19 protein-coding genes and 1 other RNA gene are annotated in these 18,269 nt (G+C 65.3%); 4 read left to right on the plus strand and 16 right to left on the minus strand.

The window, feature by feature from the left end; all coding sequences use genetic code 11:
- Positions 1–17 precede the first annotated feature (17 nt).
- On the plus strand, positions 18–731 hold the full coding sequence (locus BIU82_RS01735) for a metal-dependent transcriptional regulator (protein WP_070347717.1): 714 nt from the start codon (positions 18–20) through the stop codon (positions 729–731).
- A 2-nt stretch (positions 732–733) separates the two neighbouring features.
- Here BIU82_RS01735 and BIU82_RS01740 read toward each other — a convergent pair whose 3' ends face one another.
- Positions 734–2,140 (minus strand): MFS transporter, encoded by a 1,407-nt coding sequence (locus tag BIU82_RS01740; RefSeq protein WP_070347986.1) that lies wholly within the window; start codon positions 2,138–2,140, stop codon positions 734–736.
- A 73-nt stretch (positions 2,141–2,213) separates the two neighbouring features.
- Between BIU82_RS01740 and BIU82_RS01745 the strand changes: the two genes are divergently transcribed.
- Positions 2,214–2,579: a hypothetical protein gene (locus BIU82_RS01745; protein ID WP_070347718.1), complete on the plus strand. Its 366-nt coding sequence runs from the start codon at positions 2,214–2,216 to the stop codon at positions 2,577–2,579.
- Positions 2,580–2,730: 151 nt separating this feature from the next.
- Positions 2,731–2,865 carry a hypothetical protein gene (locus BIU82_RS20245; protein WP_290439142.1) on the plus strand — a complete coding sequence of 45 codons (135 nt, stop codon included), beginning with the start codon at positions 2,731–2,733 and terminating at the stop codon, positions 2,863–2,865.
- A 59-nt stretch (positions 2,866–2,924) separates the two neighbouring features.
- On the opposite strand, the gene BIU82_RS01750 is transcribed toward BIU82_RS20245, so the two are convergent.
- The 14 genes from BIU82_RS01750 to BIU82_RS01815 form a co-directional block, all read right to left on the minus strand.
- Entirely contained in the window at positions 2,925–3,878 is a 954-nt protein-coding gene (locus BIU82_RS01750; RefSeq protein ID WP_070347719.1) for a trypsin-like peptidase domain-containing protein, read from the minus strand.
- A gap of 58 nt (positions 3,879–3,936) precedes the next feature.
- Positions 3,937–4,305: a transfer-messenger RNA gene (gene ssrA, locus BIU82_RS01755) on the minus strand.
- Between the two features lie 122 nt (positions 4,306–4,427).
- Positions 4,428–4,898: an SsrA-binding protein SmpB gene (gene smpB / locus BIU82_RS01760; protein ID WP_070347720.1), complete on the minus strand. Its 471-nt coding sequence runs from the start codon at positions 4,896–4,898 to the stop codon at positions 4,428–4,430.
- A 68-nt stretch (positions 4,899–4,966) separates the two neighbouring features.
- On the minus strand, positions 4,967–6,388 hold the full coding sequence (locus BIU82_RS01765) for a M23 family metallopeptidase (RefSeq protein ID WP_070347721.1): 1,422 nt from the start codon (positions 6,386–6,388) through the stop codon (positions 4,967–4,969).
- Between the two features lie 2 nt (positions 6,389–6,390).
- Positions 6,391–7,302 (minus strand): permease-like cell division protein FtsX, encoded by a 912-nt coding sequence (gene ftsX / locus BIU82_RS01770; protein ID WP_070347722.1) that lies wholly within the window; start codon positions 7,300–7,302, stop codon positions 6,391–6,393.
- On the minus strand, positions 7,299–8,063 hold the full coding sequence (gene ftsE / locus BIU82_RS01775; protein WP_070347723.1) for a cell division ATP-binding protein FtsE: 765 nt from the start codon (positions 8,061–8,063) through the stop codon (positions 7,299–7,301). The genes ftsX and ftsE overlap by 4 nt, the downstream gene beginning before the upstream one ends.
- A gap of 190 nt (positions 8,064–8,253) precedes the next feature.
- Entirely contained in the window at positions 8,254–9,369 is a 1,116-nt protein-coding gene (gene prfB, locus BIU82_RS01780) for a peptide chain release factor 2 (protein WP_070347724.1), read from the minus strand.
- An 86-nt stretch (positions 9,370–9,455) separates the two neighbouring features.
- Positions 9,456–9,902, minus strand: coding sequence for a pilus assembly protein TadG-related protein (locus BIU82_RS01785; protein WP_253182637.1), 447 nt, complete (start codon positions 9,900–9,902; stop codon positions 9,456–9,458).
- 29 nt (positions 9,903–9,931) lie between these two features.
- A complete protein-coding gene (locus BIU82_RS01790) occupies positions 9,932–10,444 on the minus strand; it encodes a hypothetical protein (RefSeq protein WP_074466392.1) in 513 nt (170 codons plus the stop codon).
- Complete coding sequence (locus BIU82_RS01795; RefSeq protein ID WP_070347725.1) at positions 10,425–10,841, minus strand: TadE family protein; 417 nt, start codon at positions 10,839–10,841, stop codon at positions 10,425–10,427. Before BIU82_RS01795 ends, BIU82_RS01790 begins: the two co-directional genes overlap by 20 nt.
- Before the next feature lies 1 nt (position 10,842).
- Positions 10,843–11,088, minus strand: coding sequence for a hypothetical protein (locus BIU82_RS01800; RefSeq protein ID WP_253182638.1), 246 nt, complete (start codon positions 11,086–11,088; stop codon positions 10,843–10,845).
- 59 nt (positions 11,089–11,147) lie between these two features.
- The gene (locus BIU82_RS01805; protein ID WP_070347726.1) at positions 11,148–12,089 is read right to left on the minus strand and encodes a type II secretion system F family protein; all 942 of its coding nucleotides are present in this window, start codon (positions 12,087–12,089) and stop codon (positions 11,148–11,150) included.
- Positions 12,086–12,943, minus strand: coding sequence for a type II secretion system F family protein (locus tag BIU82_RS01810; RefSeq protein WP_070347727.1), 858 nt, complete (start codon positions 12,941–12,943; stop codon positions 12,086–12,088). The genes BIU82_RS01805 and BIU82_RS01810 overlap by 4 nt, the downstream gene beginning before the upstream one ends.
- A complete protein-coding gene (locus tag BIU82_RS01815; RefSeq protein ID WP_070347728.1) occupies positions 12,940–14,163 on the minus strand; it encodes an ATPase, T2SS/T4P/T4SS family in 1,224 nt (407 codons plus the stop codon). The genes BIU82_RS01810 and BIU82_RS01815 overlap by 4 nt, the downstream gene beginning before the upstream one ends.
- A 332-nt stretch (positions 14,164–14,495) precedes the next feature.
- Between BIU82_RS01815 and BIU82_RS01820 the strand changes: the two genes are divergently transcribed.
- Positions 14,496–16,907 (plus strand): GH25 family lysozyme, encoded by a 2,412-nt coding sequence (locus BIU82_RS01820; RefSeq protein ID WP_253182639.1) that lies wholly within the window; start codon positions 14,496–14,498, stop codon positions 16,905–16,907.
- Here BIU82_RS01820 and BIU82_RS01825 read toward each other — a convergent pair.
- Positions 16,898–18,133, minus strand: a complete 1,236-nt coding sequence (locus tag BIU82_RS01825; protein WP_139146459.1) for a hypothetical protein — start codon at positions 18,131–18,133, stop codon at positions 16,898–16,900. The two genes, BIU82_RS01820 and BIU82_RS01825, sit on opposite strands and share 10 nt — an antisense overlap.
- Positions 18,134–18,269: the final 136 nt, after the last annotated feature.

Raw genomic sequence — 18,269 nt, forward strand, 5'->3', positions numbered from 1 at the left:
ACGGTAGGCTTGGAACCGTGAAGACCGGTACGCCCTCATCCTCGATCGAGGACTACGTCAAGGTCATCTACTCGTTCACCGAGTGGCAGGACAAGCCCATCACGTCCTCGCAGCTGGCCCAGCGGCTGGGGGTGGCGAACTCCTCCGTCTCCGAAATGGTCCGCAAGCTCAAGGACCAGGGCCTGGTGGACCACCAGCCGTACAGTGCCATCACGCTCACCGCGGAAGGCATGCGCCTGGCCTTGGCCATGGTGCGCCGCCACCGGCTGATCGAAACGTACCTCGTGATGGAGCTCGGCTACAGCTGGGACGAGGTGCATGACGAGGCCGAACTGCTGGAGCACGCCGTGTCCGATACCTTCATCGAACGCATGGCCGTGAAACTCGGCAACCCCTCCCGCGACCCGCACGGCGATCCCATTCCCGCCGCTGACGGCACCGTGCAGTTGCCGCACGCCCACCGGATGGTCGAGCTGGACGAGGGCCATTCCGGCCGGATCACCCGCATCAGCGACGAGAACCCGGACCTCCTCAGATACCTGGCGGCCGAGGAAATCGACCTCGACGCCAACGTACAGGTCATGGGCCGGAAGCCGTTCGGCGGCGCCCTGGTGGTCAAGATCGGCAGCGGTGCATCGAGCCGCGAATACGATCTCGCCGATGAAGTCGCTTCCGCCCTCTGGGTAGCGTCCGACTCGCGCCATGAAGGCTGCACGCTCGGCGCCGACTGACCCTAACCCGGTTCGCCGCCCTGCGGTACCGCTTCCAGTTCCGGGTTCCGGATCCCGACGGCGGACGCCGCCGCCCCGATCATCAGCAGCACCGCGGTGACCACCGCGCCCTGATGCAGGCCCGCCGTCGTGAGCACCGGTCCGGTGATAATCCCGGCGAAGGCGATGCAGACCAGGCCCGCGATGCGGGCGACGGCATTGTTGATCGCTGAGCCGATCCCTGCTTGTTCCGCGGGGACTGCGCCGAGGATCGCCGCCGTGAGTGGGGCCACCGTGACGGCAAGCCCCACGCCGAACACAATCTGCCCGGGCAGCACCTGCGTCCAGTAGTTGAGCGGGGACTGCACCGTGAGGAGCAACAAGAAACCGACACCGCAGAGCACGGGACCGAACGTCATGAACCAGCGCGGCCCGTACTTGCCCGCCAGGCCGCCGAAGTAACTGGAGGCGAGCATCAGGATCACGGTGGACGGCAGCAACGCGATGCCGGCCGCCGTCGCACTCATTCCGCCCACTTGCTGCAGGTAGATGCCGAGGATGAAGAAGCCCAGCGAGAACGCAGCGTAGATGGCCAGCGTTGCCAGGTTGCCCCATCCGAAGTTCCGGATCCCGAAGAGCTTGAGCGGGAGCATGGGCGCCGGGGTCCGGGCCTCGTGGACCAGGAACAACACGAGCCCCGCCACGCCGACCGTCAGGGGAATCCAGACAAAGGGGCTGCCCCAGCCAAGGCGGCCCTGCTCGATGAACGCGTAGACCGGGCCACCCAGCCCGACGATCGCCAGGAACGCGCCAAGGTAGTCGATCCGACCCGACGCGGGATCCTTGCTGTCGTCCGCGCGAAGCTTCAGGACCAGCGGCCAGACGATAGCCAAGGGAATGATGTTCGCGAAAAAGAAGAAGCGCCAGGACAGGTAATCCACGGACAGTCCGCCGACCAGCGGGGCGACGATCGCGGCTGCGCTGGTCCAGCCGGACCACTGGCCGATGGCCCGGGATTGGGCCGGGCCGCTGAAGAAGTTCACGATCAGCGCCAGCGAACTCGGAACCACCAAGGCGCCCGCCACGCCCTGCAGGGCCCGGGCCACCACCAGCACCTCCCCCGACCAGGCGAGCCCGCACAACACGGACGTCAGCGCAAAGCCACCCAGTCCCCATTCGAGCACCCGGACCCGGCCGAAGTGATCCGACAGGGAGCCGGCGACAAGGATCAGCCCGCCAAGGGTGAGCAGGTAGGCATCCACCACCCACTGCTGGATGACCAGTCCGCCGCCCAGTTCGCGGCCGATCGCAGGCAGGGCGAGGTTGACCACGAAGGTATCGAGGAAGGCGATGAACGATGCCACAATGGCCACCGCCAGCACGCGTTTCTGCAGCGGAGTGGCCGGAGGGAGGACGGCCGCGTCATTCATGTGCACAGCCTACGCCTGTCCCTCCCCACACGCCCGCGTTCCGTGCAGCCCGGAGTCCCGTATCGTTGAAACGGTGATCAGCAGACGTGACGCGGCCGTGGCCCTTGATATCCCCCTCGAAATGGCGCAGCGCCACGGAATCCCCGCCAGGCTTTCGCCCGCTGAACTTGCCGGACTGCAGGAAAACCCGCCGCAGTGGCTCGTGCAATCGCGGGCCAACAGGACAGGCAAGCGCCCTGTCTGGGTGCACCTGCAGTGTGTGGTGTGCGGCTACAGCGAGGCCGCCCGCCCGAAGAAATGGTGGCCGGAATTCACCTACGTCTTTTGCGGCCATCACCGGAGCAACGAGGTCCCCGGAGTACTGCCCGGGGAGGTCCGGAGCGAGTACGAAGGAATCGGCACGCGGTTCGTGGGGGTCACGGACGTGGCGGCGGGCTGAGCCGGGAACCCAGGAACGCCCAGGCCGCTTGCTTTCGTCCGCCCGTTGCTTTCGTCCGCCCGTTGCTTTCGTTCGAAAGGGGCGTAATTTACAAAGTGGAGGCCGACGGCCTCCGGGAGTGGTTCCCAGGGATACGGCACAGGAGCAAGCCATGCCTGACAAATCACCACACCAGCACGAGATGAAGAAGAGCGGCAAGTCGATCAAGCAGAAGCGGGCCATCAAGCGCGCCAAGCATGATCCCGGTACCGATACCGACCCCGTGGCTCATCTCAAGCGGAAGTAACGGTGTCCGGGGCGCTGCGCCCCGGACACTTAAAAGCCGGACACTGACAAGCCGGGCACCTACCCATCCAGCTCCACCGGCTGCGCCACGATCCTGAACACCTTCCCCGCACGCAGCACCGACATCCTGAAAGGCTCCCCGATTGCCTGCGCAAAGAGGAGCTTCTGCAGGCTCTCCGCACTGTTCAGCGGCCGTTCCTGCGCACTCAGGACAAGATCACCGGCCTGCATTCCTGCGCGCTCGGCCGGCGACCCGGCGATGACCTCCGCCACCATGAGGCCCTCCGTGAATCCGGTCCGCACCACGGCCGCTACGTCCAGCGGAACCGGTGTGGTGACCAGGCCAAGGTAGGCACGGGCCACCCTGCCGTCCCGCAGCAGTGCGGAGATGATCCGGCGGGTGGTTCCGTTGATCGGCACGGCGAGCCCGAGTCCTGCACCGGCCACCGCCGTGTTGATCCCCACCACGCGGCCCTTGGCGTCAGCCAATGCGCCTCCGGAGTTTCCCGGGTTGAGTGAGGCGTCCGTCTGGATCACATCCTCGATGAGCCGCGTGTGCCGGCCCGAACGGACGGGGATGGACCTGCCCAGGCCGCTCACGACACCAGCCGTCACCGAGCCCGCAAGGCCCAGCGGATTCCCCACCGCCACTACCAGTTGGCCCACCCTCAGCTTCTCGGCGTCGCCGAGCACGGCCGGCGGCGGTGCCTGACGGGCATGCAGCACCGCCAGGTCGGAGAGCGGATCCGCACCCACAAGTTCCACCTGGCTCCGCCTGCCGTCGGCGAACAGCGCGCGCCCCTGTTCCAGGCCGGCCACCACATGCGCGTTCGTCAGCAGGTAGCCGTCGTCGGTGAAGACCACCGCCGATCCGCTTCCCCGGCGGGTGTAACCGCCGCGCACGCCGCTCATTTCCAGCGCTGCAACGTGGGCGGTAACGCTCCCGGCCACGCCGGTGACGATCCGCGAGTACGCGTCCAGGGCGTCGCCGTCGTCCGATTCTTCGTTATCCATCGCAAGCTCCCTGGAGGAAGTGGAAACGAAAAAGGCCCCTGTTTCCAGGGGCCTTGATTCGTGGAGATGGGGGGAATTGAACCCCCGTCCGATGTCGTGTTGTCAGGGCTTCTCCGGGCGCAGTTTGCGTCGGATTTTCTCGGCCCCAGCCATGCTGCAAACAGCTGGCTGATCCGGGCCCAGTCATCTGAAAGTCCCGTTCACCCCGATGACGAAGGTAAACAGCAGTGGCTATCTAAATGACGCCAGGAACCGGGGCGATAGCAACCCCGGGCTGACGGACTGTCTTACTGCTTAGGCAGCGAGAGCGAAGTCAGTGCGCTTAGATTCGGCACTTATTGGTTTGCAGACAGCGTTTACGAGATAAATCTGCATCCTCGGCCCGCTTCACCTGTCGCGACTAACATCGTCGAAACCGATCATCCCCGTATTTTGTTACCAAAGTCCGTCCGGCTCAGCAGCAATGCCACCATTCCGTCCGGACTATCCATGATAACGCATGGCCGCACGGATTCATTCCATGGCCGCGCTGCGTTTCAGAAGGCGCTGTTAACGGCGGTTGCGTTCGCGCATTTCGCGCAGCGCTTCGCGGTTGTCCTGCTGCTCGCGGAGGGTCTGGCGCTTGTCGTAGTCCTTCTTACCGCGGGCCAAGGCAATTTCGACCTTCGCCCGGCCGTCCAGGAAGTACAGCTGCAAGGGCACTACAGTGAAGCCGGATTCCTTGATCTTGACGGCGATCTTGTCCAGTTCCTCGCGGTGCAGGAGCAGCTTGCGACGGCGGCGGGCGGCGTGGTTGGTCCAGCTCCCCTGGTTGTACTCGGGGATGTGGATACCCTCCATCCACAACTCATCGTTGTAGAAGGTGCAGAAGCCGTCGACCATCGAGGCATGGCCTTCGCGAAGGGACTTCACTTCGGTTCCCATGAGGGCGATGCCGGCCTCATAGCTGTCCAGGATGTGGTAGTTGTGCCGGGCCTTGCGATTGGTGGCCACTACCTTACGGCCACTTTCCTTGGGCACGGTAGAACTCCTTGCTCTGTTGAGATTCCCACCAGTCTACGCCAGCGGGTGCGCTGCTTTCCGCCCTGCTAGAGCAGGGTCATGGGGTCGACGGCGGCCGAGTCCAGCCACGTCTCGAAGTGCACGTGGCAGCCGGTCGAGTTGCCGGTGGTTCCGGAGTAGGCAATCACCTGGCCGCGGCTGACCTGCTGTCCTTCAGAGACCACCACGCTGGTGTTGTGGTAGTAGACAGTGGTCAGCGAATGGCCGCCCACCACGCCGTGCGAGATCTTCACCCGGTTGCCGCCGCCGTCGTTGCCCCAGCCTGCGGAGAACACGGTACCGGCAGCAGCGGCGTAGACAGGGGTGCCGCAGGCTGCACCGAAGTCGAGGCCGGTATGCATGTAGCCGCCCTGGCCGTAGAAATCGATGGTTCCGGGCGGCGTGGCACGCCAGCCGAACCCTGAACTGATCGGGGCTGAGACGGGGTGGATCAGGCCGAATGCCGAACTTGGCGGAACCACCGGCGGGTTGTAGGGCGGCGGCACTTCATTCCGGGCCCTGGCAGCCGCTGCGGCGGCTTCGGCGATCCGGCGCTGCTCGGCTTCCCATGCTTCGCGGAGCTTGCGGTCCCGCTCGGCAATTTCGGCGGCGACCGTCTGCTGCTGCTTCTTGACCAGCTGGAGCTTGGCTTGGATACCGGGCTTGGCGGCCTGCAACTGGCTGTTCAGGCGCGTGGTGTCCGCAATCAGCTTGTCCACTTCGGCCTTCTTGGCCGCGGCTTCGTCCCGGGCTGCCTTCTCCCGGGCCAGCGCGGCATCGGCCTTGGCCTTCAGGTCCCGGATTTCTTCCTCGACGGCAGCGAGGCGGGCCTGGGAGTTCACGTTGGTGGCGTTCTGCTGCGTCAGCTTGGTCATTGCCGCGTTCTGGCTGCGCATCGCCTGGTCGGCGAGGTCCATCGTTTCGGTGAGGCTGCCGCCGTCGTTCGATCCGAACAGCAGCGCCACATTGGTGGGGACGCCACCGGACTTGTAGGCCTGGGACGCGATCTGGCCGATCAGCTTCTTCGTCTCGCTGATCTTCTGCTTGTCGTTTTCCAGCTGCTCGGTGATCTTGGCCTTGTTCTGCTGGGCCAGGTCCACGCGGGCAGCGAGGGCCTCAACCTCGCGGACAGCGGAGGCCACACGGCCCTGCGCCTCGAGCAGGGCCTGCTGGGCACCCGGCAGGCGGCCCTGGTAGATCACCAGGTCGCCCGCAGCCTTGGCGATCTTGGAATCGACGAACTCCAAGGACTGTTCAACCCGTGCTGCTTCGGCCTCCAAGGCCGCCTGGCGGTCCTCAAGCTCGTCGGCCTGCGCGAGCGGCGCAGCAGCACCCAAGCCGGCAGCGAGCGTCACCGCGAGGGCGGCAGCCACGATTTTCGTCCGGCAAGCCGCAAGCTTCAGCTGCACCGGCAGCAAAATCTTGCCCGACGCCGGCAATGCCGTCTTCTGTTTTTCGCTGCGGTTCATCGTTACACCTTGAGGTATCGGCGGAGGGTCAGCAGGGACGCGATGCCCGCCAGGCCGCCACCCAGGGCGATCAGGACCGGGGCAACCACGAGCACCTGGGCTGAGGAGATAAAGGGAGTATTCAGGAATTGCCGTGACAGGTCTCCGTTGAGCCACAGCGTCACCAGCCACAGCGTACCGGAGGCCAGGAGCGCACCGATGACGGCAGCGATGACCCCCTCCAGGATGAACGGCAACTGGATGACCGTCTTGGACGCACCCACCAGGCGCATGATTCCAGTTTCCCGTCGCCGGCTGAAGGCGGACAACCTGATGGTGGTGGTGATCAGCAGCACCGCGCAGACAATCATGACGCCGGCGATGCCCATGGCCACTACGGAGGCTCCGTTCATCCAGACGAAGATCCGTTCAAGGACCTGGCGCTGGTCGCTGACGGTCTCCACACCAGGCTGGGAGGAGAAAGTTTCGCTGATGATCTGGTACTTCTCCGGATCCTTCATGTTGATCCGGAAGGACGCCGGGAGCTGGTCCTGGGTCACCGAATCGACAATCGGCGAGTTGGAGAACTGTTCCTTAAAGTGCTGGAACGCCTCGGCCTGGGATTCGAACTGGAAGTCGCTGATGTACTGCTTGACGGCGGGAGATTCGAGCATTTTGCCGAGGTTCTCACGCTGCTCATCGGTGACGGCGCCGGACGCGCAGCCGGCCGCCGTCGAGGACTCATTGCAGAGGAAGATGGCCACCTGGACTTTGTCGTACCAGTACCCCTTCATCTGGTTGATCTGCATCTGCAGCATGCCTGCCGCACCAACAAAGGTCAGGGACACAAAAGTGACCAGGATGACGGAGACCACCATCGAAAGGTTGCGGCGCAGGCCGCTGCCGATTTCGCCGAGGATGAATGCGAGCCTCACTGCTGCACCCCCGCTGCCCGGTCGAGTTCTTCGCCGCTGGCGTCCTTCAGCCTGCGAGACTCCCCTACCACCGGAATCATGGACGTGTAGAGGGCCTTGGCTTCGTCGCGGACCACCTTGCCGTTGCGCAGCTCGACGACGCGCTTGCGCATTTCATTCACGATGTCGTCATCGTGGGTGGCCATGACCACTGTGGTTCCGTTCTGGTTGATCTTGTCCAGGACGCCCATGATGCCCATCGAGGTAATGGGGTCCAGGTTGCCGGTCGGTTCGTCCGCCAGCAGGATGCCGGGCCGGTTCACCACGGCCCGCGCAATGGCGACGCGCTGCTGTTCGCCGCCGGAGAGCTCGTGCGGCATGCGCTTTTCCTTGCCTTCAAGGCCGACTGTCTTGAGGACCTCGGGCACGGTTTCCTTGATGATGCTGCGGCTCTTGCCAATGACCTGCATCGCGAAGGCGACGTTGGCGAAGACGTTCTTCTGCGGCAGGAGGCGGAAGTCCTGGAAGACGACGCCGATGCCGCGGCGCAGCCTGGGAACGCGCCAGCTGGAAATGTTCGCAACGTTCTGCCCGGCAACGTACACGGAACCGGAGGTGGCGCGGTCCTCTTTCAGGATCAGCCGCAGGAAGGTTGACTTCCCGGAACCCGAAGCGCCCACAAGGAAGGTGAATTCCCCGCGCTCGATCTCAAGGCTGACGTCATCAAGCGCCGGCCTCGCATTCGGGTCGTAAACCTTGGTGACGTTCTCAAATCGGATCATGACTCTTCGACAACCCCGCAGGACCGGCCGCATCTTGCGAGGATCCAACCGCCAGCGCTGGGGCTTATCGTTGGGGGAAGATGGGCGCCGGCCCTTCGACTATACGCACGCCCCGCCGGGATGGGCGGGGCTTAGCGGGGCGTGTCGCCGATTCGGGGCAGCAGCGGAACGCCCGACGGCGGACGGCCGCTTATTCGGCGGCGTTGCGGTTTCCGGTGCGCCAGCGGATGCCGGCGTCGATGAAGTCGTCGATGTCGCCGTCGAGCACGGCCGAGGTGTTGCCCACTTCATGCTCGGTGCGGAGGTCCTTGACCATCTGGTACGGGTTCAGCACGTAGGAGCGCATCTGGTCGCCCCACGAAGCCTTCACGTCGCCGGCCAGGGCCTTCTTCTCGGCGTCTTCCTGTTCCTTCTTCAGCAGGAGCAGTCGGGACTGCAGGACGCGCATGGCTGCGGCGCGGTTCTGCAGCTGCGACTTTTCGTTCTGCATGGACACCACGATGCCCGTGGGGATGTGGGTCAGCCGGACCGCGGAGTCGGTGGTGTTCACGGACTGCCCGCCCGGGCCGGAGGAACGGAAGACGTCCACCCGGATTTCGTTGTCCGGGATCTCGATCGAGTCGGTCTGCTCGATGAGCGGGATGACCTCGACCGCGGCGAAGGACGTCTGGCGGCGGCCCTGGTTGTCGAAGGGGCTGATGCGCACCAGGCGGTGCGTGCCGGCTTCGACGCTCAAGGTTCCAAAAGCATAAGGCGCCTTGACTTCAAAGGTGGCGGACTTGAGCCCGGCTTCTTCGGCATAGGAGGTGTCCATGACGGTGGTGGGATAGCCGTGGCGCTCAGCCCAGCGGAGGTACATGCGCAGCAGCATCTCGGCGAAGTCCGCGGCATCCACGCCGCCGGCGCCGGCGCGGATGGTGACGACGGCCTCGCGCTCGTCGTATTCGCCCGAAAGCAGCGTAACCACTTCGAGGTCGGCCAGCGCCTTGCGGATCGATTCCAGTTCCGTGGCAGCCTCTGCCAGGGAATCCGCATCGCCTTCGGCCTGGCCCAGCTCGACCAGCACCTCGAGGTCGTCAATGCGTCCGGAGAGCTTGTTCAAGCGCTCCAGCTCGGACTGCCGGTGCGAGAGCCGGGAGGTGACCTGCTGGGCCGACGCCGGATCATCCCAGAGGTCCGGCGCGCCCGCCTGCTCGCTCAGTTCAGCGATCTCAGCCTTGAGCTTCTCGACATCGGACACCTGTTCAATGGAGGAATAGGTGGAGCGAAGGGCGCGGATTTCCGCGGAAAAATCAATCTCAGCCATGGTTGTTCAAGCCTACGCCATCCGCGGGGCCGCACGGTGTGCCGTGCTGCCGCATGACGCGGGGCTCACCTCAATGCAGGCGGGCGTCAGCGGGTGAGGCGGGACCGCGCCGTGGACCGCGCCTCGATGGGTATGCCGTCCGGAAGCAGGAAGCTGACGATCGGCGGATGCGCCACGGCGGTGAGGATGACATCGGCGGAGGAGGAATCCCGGCTGCCCGTGGCACCGGCGACAGCCAGCCGGTCGAAGCGCCCGTACGCGTTGTTCCGGGAGAGGTAGGACTCCGTCACGCTGCGGACCCGTTCGCTGGTGAGTACAGCGGCAGGCCTGCTGGATCCTTCGCTCGTCCCGCCCAGGGTGTAGCTGTCGGCGGCGGCCACGGAGGCGCCGTCGGCCATCGAGAGAAGCTTCTTGTGTTCGATGTACACGGCCGACACTGCCGCAACAACGCTTGCCAGGAGCAGCGCAACGAGCGTGAACCCGATGATCAGCACCATGGTCTGGCCGCGCTCCGGATCATCCTGTTCTGCCAAGGGCTCTCCGTTCACCGGAGCCTCAAGGTTCACCGGAACCTCCCGACGACCTGGGATGCCGAGGCGTTCAGGTGTCCGGCGTCGAGGCGCAGCGCATCGCCGAACGGCACCATGGGCAGCGGGACCGTGAGGTCGACTGCCACGGTGACAGTGGCACCCGCGGACATGCAGTCGGCCCGGTCGCAGCTGATCCTGACCGTCGCGCGCTCAGCGGGATGGCCGTAGTCGGCCAAGGTCAAGGAAGCGGCCCGTTCCGCGGCCAGGCGTGCGCGGCCGGCGTCTTCCTGGGCAACGAAGACCTTCGCCGCTTGGTCTGCGGCTCCGACCACGGCGAAGGCGCCGCCCTGCAGCTGTCCGACCGTCACGATGAAGTACACCAAGGGAACCATCAGCAGCAGCGCGAGGAAAGTGAATTCGACGACGGCGCTCCCCTGCTCGGGGTCCTGCTCCGATGTGCGGACCTCACCGGGTGCGGGACGGCAAAGTGCCACCCGGAACCGTGAAGCGAAGCGGCGGCGCAGCTCAGCCGGCAAGCGCGGCATGGCCCTTCACCTCCAGCACGGAAACGGGCACACCGAACATTCCCACGACGGGGAGCGGAGCTTTGATGGTGACCTCCAAGGTGCGGATGCCTTGGAACTCGACCTCCGACGTCGAGATGTCCCGCGCGTAGTCGGCGTTCAACGCCGTTCCGATGAGTTCAGCGGCACGTTGCCGCGCATGCGCAGGGGTGCGGTCCGCGAGGGTGCCGTACCGCGCGCCGGAAGACGCGGCGTCGATCAGGGTGTTGCGGACATGCAACACGAGCGTGAGCTGGATGATCGCGAGGAAAAGCAAAGTGAGCAGGCTGCCGACCAGGACGAAATCGACGACGGCGGCGCCCCGCTCGCTGTCGCGGGTGTCAGGATGCGCTGCATCCGCCCTGGTGTCCGGCAGCACGCTACTTCACTTTGGAGATGGCGCTGTTGAACAGGCCTTCCAGCGCGGGGGCGGCAAGCGCCAGCAGCCCGGCAACCAGGGCAGCCGACATGAGGGTGATCATCACCCAGCCCGGAACGTCTCCGCGTTCGGACGTGCCGCCGTCGGAAGCCAAGCGGCGGGCGCAGCGCGAGGTGACGCCTTCCAGCGTCGACGAAAGGTAGCAAAAGGCAACCATCGGGAGGCGCCGGAGCTGGTGAGTTGTCATGGTCAATCCCGTTTCTTCCTGCGGATCATTAGGTACAAATGGTTGTTTTGCGGGGTGCATCAGAACCCCAGGTTGAGCGCGGCGACGCCCGGAAAGACGGCAAATACGACCGTGAGCGGCAGGACGCCGAAAACGAGGGGAACCATCATGCCGATCTCCTTGCGGCCCGCCGATTCCATAAGTTCCCGTTTGGCGGTGTCGCGAACGTCCGAGGCCTGGGCGCGGAGCACGTCCGCCAACGGTGTTCCGCGTTCCACGGCCACCACCATGCCATCGACAAAGCGGACCAGGGCGCCGAGCTCAGTGCGGGCGGAGAAATCCTGGAGGGCCTCCACCAGGGGTTTCCCGGCCCGGGTGGCAGCAAGAACCAGGGAGAATTCCTTCGCCAGTTCGCCCCGTGCGGTCCGGCAGACCCGGTCCAGCGCGCCGACTGCGCTTTCACCGGCGCCCACGGCCAGGGCCATGAGTTCGGCGAGGCTCGGGAATTCGGCGAGCATGCGGGCTTCGCGCCGCTTGATCTGGACGCCAAGCAGGTAGTCCCTGAACAGGAAGCCGCCCAGCGTTGCTCCCAGTACAGACACCAGGGCAAGTACCAGGTTGAAGCGCCCAGCCGTGGCACTGAAGACGGCCAGGACAATGGCAAGGACGAATCCTCCAGCCGCCCACAGCAACTGTTCTGCGCGGAAATCGAGGGCGGTCTTTCCGGAGCCGGCCTGGGCAAGCCTCTTGTTCAGGGCCGTGGTCCCGAAGTTGAACTTCGCCAGGTAGTGCAGGCCGTCCTGCACGATCGGGCGGAGGATCCGTTCCAACGGTCCGAAGGGAGTGAGGTTGTGTTCGGAGTGCCGCAGCAAGGTGGATTCAAGGTTGTGCGACCTCAGCTGCGGCTCGATGCGGTCCGCGAACGGTGTGGCACGCATGAATGGCATGCGCACAAGGACCAGCCAGAGACCGGCGCCGAGGAGGAGCCCGCACAGAACGGACAGTGCTGCCAGGCTGTTCATCGAAGCACCCTCTCGTCTTCCGGAAGGGCACCGATCCGCAGCATGACCGAGTAGCAGAAGGCAGAAATCACCAGGCCGCCCAGAAGTACCGCGACGCCAACGGGGGTGTTGTAGGCGGCGATTGCCTCGGGCCGGCTTGCCAGCAGCATGAGCACGATCCATGGTGCAGCTACGGCAAGGCGGGCCGCGTTGATGGTCCAGGACTGGCGGGCTTCCAGCTCGCTGCGGGTGCGGGCGCTCTCGCGCAGGAACTCGCCCAGGGTGCCCAGGAGCCGTCCGAGATCGGAACCGCCCACATCGCGGGTCATCCGCAAAGCCTCGACAATCCGGTCCGCTACGGGATCGGCCAGGCGGTCCTTCAAACGGTTCAGTGCGGCGTCGAACTGTCCGCCGGCCCGGTAGTCCGCCCCGAAGTCCAGGAACAGGCCGCGCAGCTCTTCCGGGCCTTTGTGCCCAAGCTGGATCAGCGCTTCCGGGAGCGGCAGGCCGGCGCGGATCGCCGAACGGAGGTGGTCAACGACGTCGGGCCACAGCTCGCGGAGCACGGCAGTGCGGCGTCGGGCCCTCCAACGCACCACGGCAAACGGCAGCCAGGCGCCGAAAAGGCCAAAGCAGGTGGCGATCGGCAGCGAGCCCGTCACCACGAAAATCACCAGGACCACGAACAGGCCCAGCCCGACGCAAGAGGCGATGAGGCCGGCTGAACTGACCTTTTCGATTCCCGCCGTCAGCAGCAGCGTCTCCAGCTTTCCCGGCTTCTTTTCGCGCACGACGGCGGGCGGCTGTTCCCACGCGGACCACCAGATGAGGAAGACACCCAGTCCGCACAGGATGCCGAGGAGGGGCGCCGTCACCGGGCCCCCAGCAGCGCGGCGACATCGAAGCCGGCCCGGGAGAACTTCTCCGGCGAGGGCATGGCATTCGCCCGGGGAAGCAGTTGGCCGTCCTGCATCGAGAAGACCGGGGACGACTCGATGATCCCGTTCTCCACCCGCTTGCCCAGCGAGAGGATTTCCATCACCTGCCGGCGGCCGTTGGCGTTGCGGTTGCAGTGGACCACCAGGTCGATGCAGGACGCCACCGTGGGCACCACGAAGGCGCTGGAAATGTTCTCCCCCGCGAGCAGCGGCAGGGTGCAGATCTTGGTGACGGCATCGTGCGCGGAGTTCGCGTGGACCGTGCACATGCCGGGAAGGCCGGAGTTGAGGGCGATGAGCATGTCCAGGCTCTCGGCTTCACGGACTTCACCGACAACGAGCCGGTCCGGACGCATGCGGAGCGCTTCCTTGACGAGGCGCCGCAACGGGATTTCCCCCTGGCCTTCGAGGTTCGGCTGCCGGCACTGCAAGGAAACGACGTCCCGCAGCGGGAACTGCAGTTCGAAGATTTCCTCCACCGTGATGACACGCTCCCGCGAGCCGATGTTGGCGGCCAGGCAGTTCAGCATGGTGGTTTTTCCGGCCTGGGTTGCTCCCGAGACCAGGATGTTCAGGCCGCTCGCAACAGCGGCACCCAGGAAACGGGCGGACTGCGGCGTCAGGGTGCCGAGTTCCACGAGGTGTTCAAGGCGGCTCGCCTTGACGACGAACTTACGGATGTTCACGGCCCAGTGGCGGCGGGTGATGTCCGGGATCACCACGTGCAGGCGGGATCCGTCCGGCAGGGCAGCGTCCACGAAGGGCGAAGAGAGGTCAAGACGCCGCCCCGAGCTCTTGAGCATCCGTTCCACCAGGTCCCGGACCTGCTGCTCGCTGAGGCTCGTGGATGTGAGTTCCGATTCGCCGTTGCGGGCCACGTAGACCTCGTTGGGCGAGTTGATCCAGATTTCTTCGATCGTGGGATCATCCAAGTAAGGCTGCAGCGGGCCGAAACCTGCCACGGCGTCGAAGACCTGCTTCCGTGCGGTTTCAAGATGGCCGATCGGGGGCAACGGAGCGATCAGGGACCGGGCGTCATAGTCGGTGACCGCGGCTTCGACCAAGCGGTGCACTTCCACGGCCTGTTTCAGGGGGTCGAGGCCACGCCGCCGGATCAGCTCCCGGACTTCGTCTTCGACGATGCGTACGGCATCCATCTTTTCTCCCCAATACAGCGCTCCCTCTGGCAAGGGAGATAACGTTCAACGGGTTCAAGGCTAGGGACTGTACCGCAGCCCGCCAAGTCAAAGTCGCCGGCTTGTGGATAACTACGGCGCGCCGGGTCACGTTGGACACTCCAGTACCACTGGCCACTCCAGACACGCAAATGTTATGGTGTCCCGGTTAGGAGCCGGCCTTATTGATGCGCTGCACGGAACCTGGCACTGTGCGCGCAGTCGACGCTACGAAGAGAGGCTCCCGGTGGAGCGGCGTCGAGCCGGAACAAGGAATGAAGAAGACCTCCCCTGCTGCTTCCAAGAGTTCCCTCGTGAAAACCGGAACCGTACTGGCCCTTCTGCTTGGGCTGGCGTTGCCGTCGACGGTTCCGGCAAACGCCCAGTCTTTGCCCGCTGACTTTCCCCCGGCCGCCGACGCGGCTGCAGCCGCAGGAGGGACCGCCGTCGGGCATGCGCAGGGAGAGAGCTCCACCGTTCCCGCGGACATGGCTGCAGGCCCCGCGGACGTTCCGGCAGTCCCGATGCCCGCGATGCCGGCCACGGGAGGCGGCCCGGACGCCCAGGCGATGAAGGACGCCATGCGCGCGGCCATCCCCAAAGGTGGCGCCGAGATGGGACAGCGTTCCCCCCGCGTCATCCAGGAAAAGCTCACCGCGGCAAGGAAGCCTGCCGGTTCCGCTCCCCTCGGATCACGCGCGGTCCCTGGAGTCCTTCCCATGGCAACAGACCCGGGACACTGGCGCCCGGACTACGGCGTACACGGCCAGGATGTCAGCGGGCACCAGGGAAACGTCGACTGGGCTTCCCAGTGGAGGCAAGGCTCGCGCTTCGCTTACGTCAAAGCCAGTGAGGGCAATTACTACGTCAACGAAAACTTTGCCCAGCAGTACAACGGTTCCCGCAACGTAGGGATGATCCGGGGCGCCTACCATTTCGCTATCCCCAATTGGTCATCCGCCGCCGACCAGGCGCGGTACTTCGTAGCCAACGGCGGTGGCTGGAGCGGCGACGGTTATACGCTGCCGCCGGTCCTCGACATCGAATACAACCCCTACGAAGGCCGGACCATCAACGGCTTCTACTTCGGAAACGTCTGCTACGACTTGAGCGCCGCGCAGATGGTGAAGTGGATTTCCGACTTCGGGAACACGGTCTGGTCCCTCACCGGCCGCTACCCCGTCATCTACTCGACCACCGACTGGTGGCAGCGCTGCACCGGCAACTCTGCAGCCTTCTCGAACTACCCGCTGTGGATCGCGGCGTACCCGTCGTCCAAGAGCAACTCCCCCGGCACGCTGCCGGCCAGCTGGCAGACATTCAGCCTTTGGCAGTACAGCAGCACGGGCCCCTTCCAGGGAGATTCCAACATCTGGAACGGTTCGGCATCCCAGCTTCAGCTCTTCGCAAAGAGCCGCGACGATTCGCGCGGCGCGATTTACAACAAATGGATCGCGAGCGGAGGAGCCGGCGGTCCTCTCGGTGCCGCCAAGTCGACCGCGGACATCTGCGGCCTGGTCAACGGCGGGTGTTACCGCGCTTACGCGAACGGAAACATCTACTGGAACCCGGCGACCGGCGCGCATCCGGTGACCGGCACATTCTGGACCGCGTGGGGCGAGGCCGGTTGGCAGCCCGGAATCGGCTACCCGACCGGCGACGTGAGCTGCCCGTATGGAAGCCCGAGCAGCACCACCTGCTACCAGGCTTTCCAAGGCGGAAACATCTACAGGACGCCTAACGTCGGAACCTTCGCCGTCACGGCCCGTTACATGTCCGGCTGGAAGGAAGCGAACTGGCAGCAGGGGCTTGGCTACCCCAAGGGCAACGTCAGCTGCGGGCTGCCCGGCGGCGGTTGCTACCAGCCCTTTACCAAGGGCAACATCTACTGGACCTCTGCCACCGGCGCCCACGCCGTCACCGGGGCCTACTGGAACGCGTGGGGTGCGGCCGGGTTCCAAACCGGAATCGGTTACCCCACCGGGCCGGTGAGCTGCGGCCTGTATGGTGGAGGCTGCTATCAGCCGTTCGCCAACGGCAACGTGTACTGGACCTCTGCCACCGGCGCCCACGCCGTCACCGGCGTCTTCTGGGACGCCTGGGGCGAGGCCGGCTGGCAGGCAGCCATTGGCTACCCGACAGGCAAGGTGACCTGCCCCTACGGCAGCGCGGCCAGCACCACCTGCCACCAGACTTTCCAGGGCGGAAACATCTACCGCACGCCCAATGTCGGAACATTTGCGGTCAACAAGGCATACATGGCCGGCTGGAAGGAAGCCAACTGGCAGCAGGGCCTGGGTTATCCGAAGGGAAACATCACCTGCGGCCTGTACGGCGGCGGCTGCTACCAGCCCTTCACCAAGGGCAACATCTACCGCACCGCCACCACCGGAGCACATGCAGTCACCGGGGCCTACTGGAACGCATGGAAGGCCGCGGGCTTCCAGGCAAGCATCGGATACCCGACCGGGCCTGTAAGGTGCGGTCTCTACGGAGGCGGATGCTACCAGTCCTTCGCCAAGGGCAACGTCTATTGGACCTCCGCCACGGGCGCACACGCCGTCACTGAGCCTTACCGTGAGGCGTGGCGCCAGGCCGGCTGGCAGATGGGCCGCCTCGGCTACCCGAAGGCAGCCGCGGTTGCCGCGCTCGGCTACCGCACGGTCGCGTTCCAGGGCGGGACCATGACGTGGAGTTCCAGCGGGGTCAAAGTCACCTATTCCTGAGGCCGTGGCCCGGTTTCCGCGCGGGCGGCGTTCCGCGCGGAACGCTGCCGCAGCGCGAAGGCGAGCATGCCGAGCCCGACGGCGGCGCCCACCCACACGCTGGATCCGAGCCTGTCCGACTGGCTGTAGACCGGATGCGCCACGACGCTAAGGATGCCGTACAGTGACAGGCCCGTAGCCACCCAGCCGGACGGCCGTAGCAAGCCGCGTCGCTTGGCCAGCACCATGCCGGCACATGCCGCGGCGAAGGCGAGCAGGTAGACCGCATTTGCCGGGATTGCAGCGAGGAAAGCCACCAGGAACTCACCCTCCAACGCGATCAAGCGCTGTATGGGGTCGCTGACAGGCGGGAACCGGAAGTGGTCGGTGAACGTGTCCTGGAGGCTGTGGTGGAAGCCCGGAAGGCCCAGGACTGAGTTGATCAGGATGCTCGCCAGCACACAGGCCAGGCTAATTGCCGTTGCTGCACGCAACGGAGCCAGCCGCCTGTATTCCTTGAACAGGAACAAGCCAAGGCACGTCAGCAGGAAACTCAGGCACAGCAGCATGGTGGACGAGTACTTGAAGAAGAAGACCAGTCCCAGGCCTGTCGCGGCCAGAACGGCGCCCCGGCGCCGTGCTCCGTTCAGGACATGTGCCAGGCCGACTGCCATGACGAGTGAAGATAGCAAGGTCGGCGCTTCTGCCAGCAGGGCCACTCCGTGCGGCAGGCTCACCGGAAGAAGGTAGAACGCGGCCTGCGTAACAGCAGCAGGCACCAACGGAAGGTAGGCAAGCGCGGCCAGGCGTGCGACCAGAAGCCCGGAAATCGCCGTCGAGAAGACAGCGACAAGCCACAGCCCGGCCCGGTCCCCGAACAGCTCCATGAAAGGCAGGGATACCAGGGGATAGCCGATGCGGGGGCTGAAGATCTCCTGGTACTGCGGATTCCTGTCAATGTAGCCGATCACGGGCCCGTGGCCCGCCATGGTCGTACTGAGGCAGTTTTCCACCGACCCTCTGTACGGGATGGACGGGTTCAGGCAGAACTCAAGGTAGGCGGCCCTCCATGCCTCGTCCGCAGGCTCGCCCCGCAACTCATGGGCGATCCTGATGTACTGGACGGAGTCACCCCACACGACTCCCGGCCCCATCGCCAAGGCAGCTCCCGCGAACAGGAGCGCCAGAATGGAGTGGATCCAGCCAGCAGGCCTCCCCCACGCAGGGCCACGCACGGAATTGAACACGGAAGTTTCCTCGCTTTGTTGTCCCCATTTGCCTGCAAGCCACGAGGGTCCGGGGAGGCGGAACGGGGCAGGCGCTCGGTGAAACCTCCGGGGACCGGCCGCCCGGGACGGCACTACACCTGGAATTCCACCAACG

The organism is Arthrobacter sp. SW1 (assembly GCF_001766675.1).
Taxonomy (GTDB): Bacteria; Actinomycetota; Actinomycetes; order Actinomycetales; family Micrococcaceae; genus Arthrobacter.

Bases quoted from the DNA above. Each gene is read 5' to 3' on its own strand.
- BIU82_RS01805 (WP_070347726.1), bottom strand. From the start codon at position 12,089: ATGAACAGCCTGGCAGCACTGTCCGTTCTGTGCGGGCTCCTCCTCGGC.
- BIU82_RS01750 (WP_070347719.1), bottom strand. From the start codon at position 3,878: ATGGATAACGAAGAATCGGACGACGGCGACGCCCTGGACGCGTACTCG.
- ftsE (WP_070347723.1), bottom strand. From the start codon at position 8,063: ATGATCCGATTTGAGAACGTCACCAAGGTTTACGACCCGAATGCGAGG.
- BIU82_RS20245 (WP_290439142.1), top strand. From the start codon at position 2,731: ATGCCTGACAAATCACCACACCAGCACGAGATGAAGAAGAGCGGCAAG.
- prfB (WP_070347724.1), bottom strand. From the start codon at position 9,369: ATGGCTGAGATTGATTTTTCCGCGGAAATCCGCGCCCTTCGCTCCACC.
- BIU82_RS01790 (WP_074466392.1), bottom strand. From the start codon at position 10,444: ATGCCGCGCTTGCCGGCTGAGCTGCGCCGCCGCTTCGCTTCACGGTTC.
- BIU82_RS01765 (WP_070347721.1), bottom strand. From the start codon at position 6,388: ATGAACCGCAGCGAAAAACAGAAGACGGCATTGCCGGCGTCGGGCAAG.
- BIU82_RS01740 (WP_070347986.1), bottom strand. From the start codon at position 2,140: ATGAATGACGCGGCCGTCCTCCCTCCGGCCACTCCGCTGCAGAAACGC.
- BIU82_RS01815 (WP_070347728.1), bottom strand. From the start codon at position 14,163: ATGGATGCCGTACGCATCGTCGAAGACGAAGTCCGGGAGCTGATCCGG.
- BIU82_RS01800 (WP_253182638.1), bottom strand. From the start codon at position 11,088: ATGACAACTCACCAGCTCCGGCGCCTCCCGATGGTTGCCTTTTGCTAC.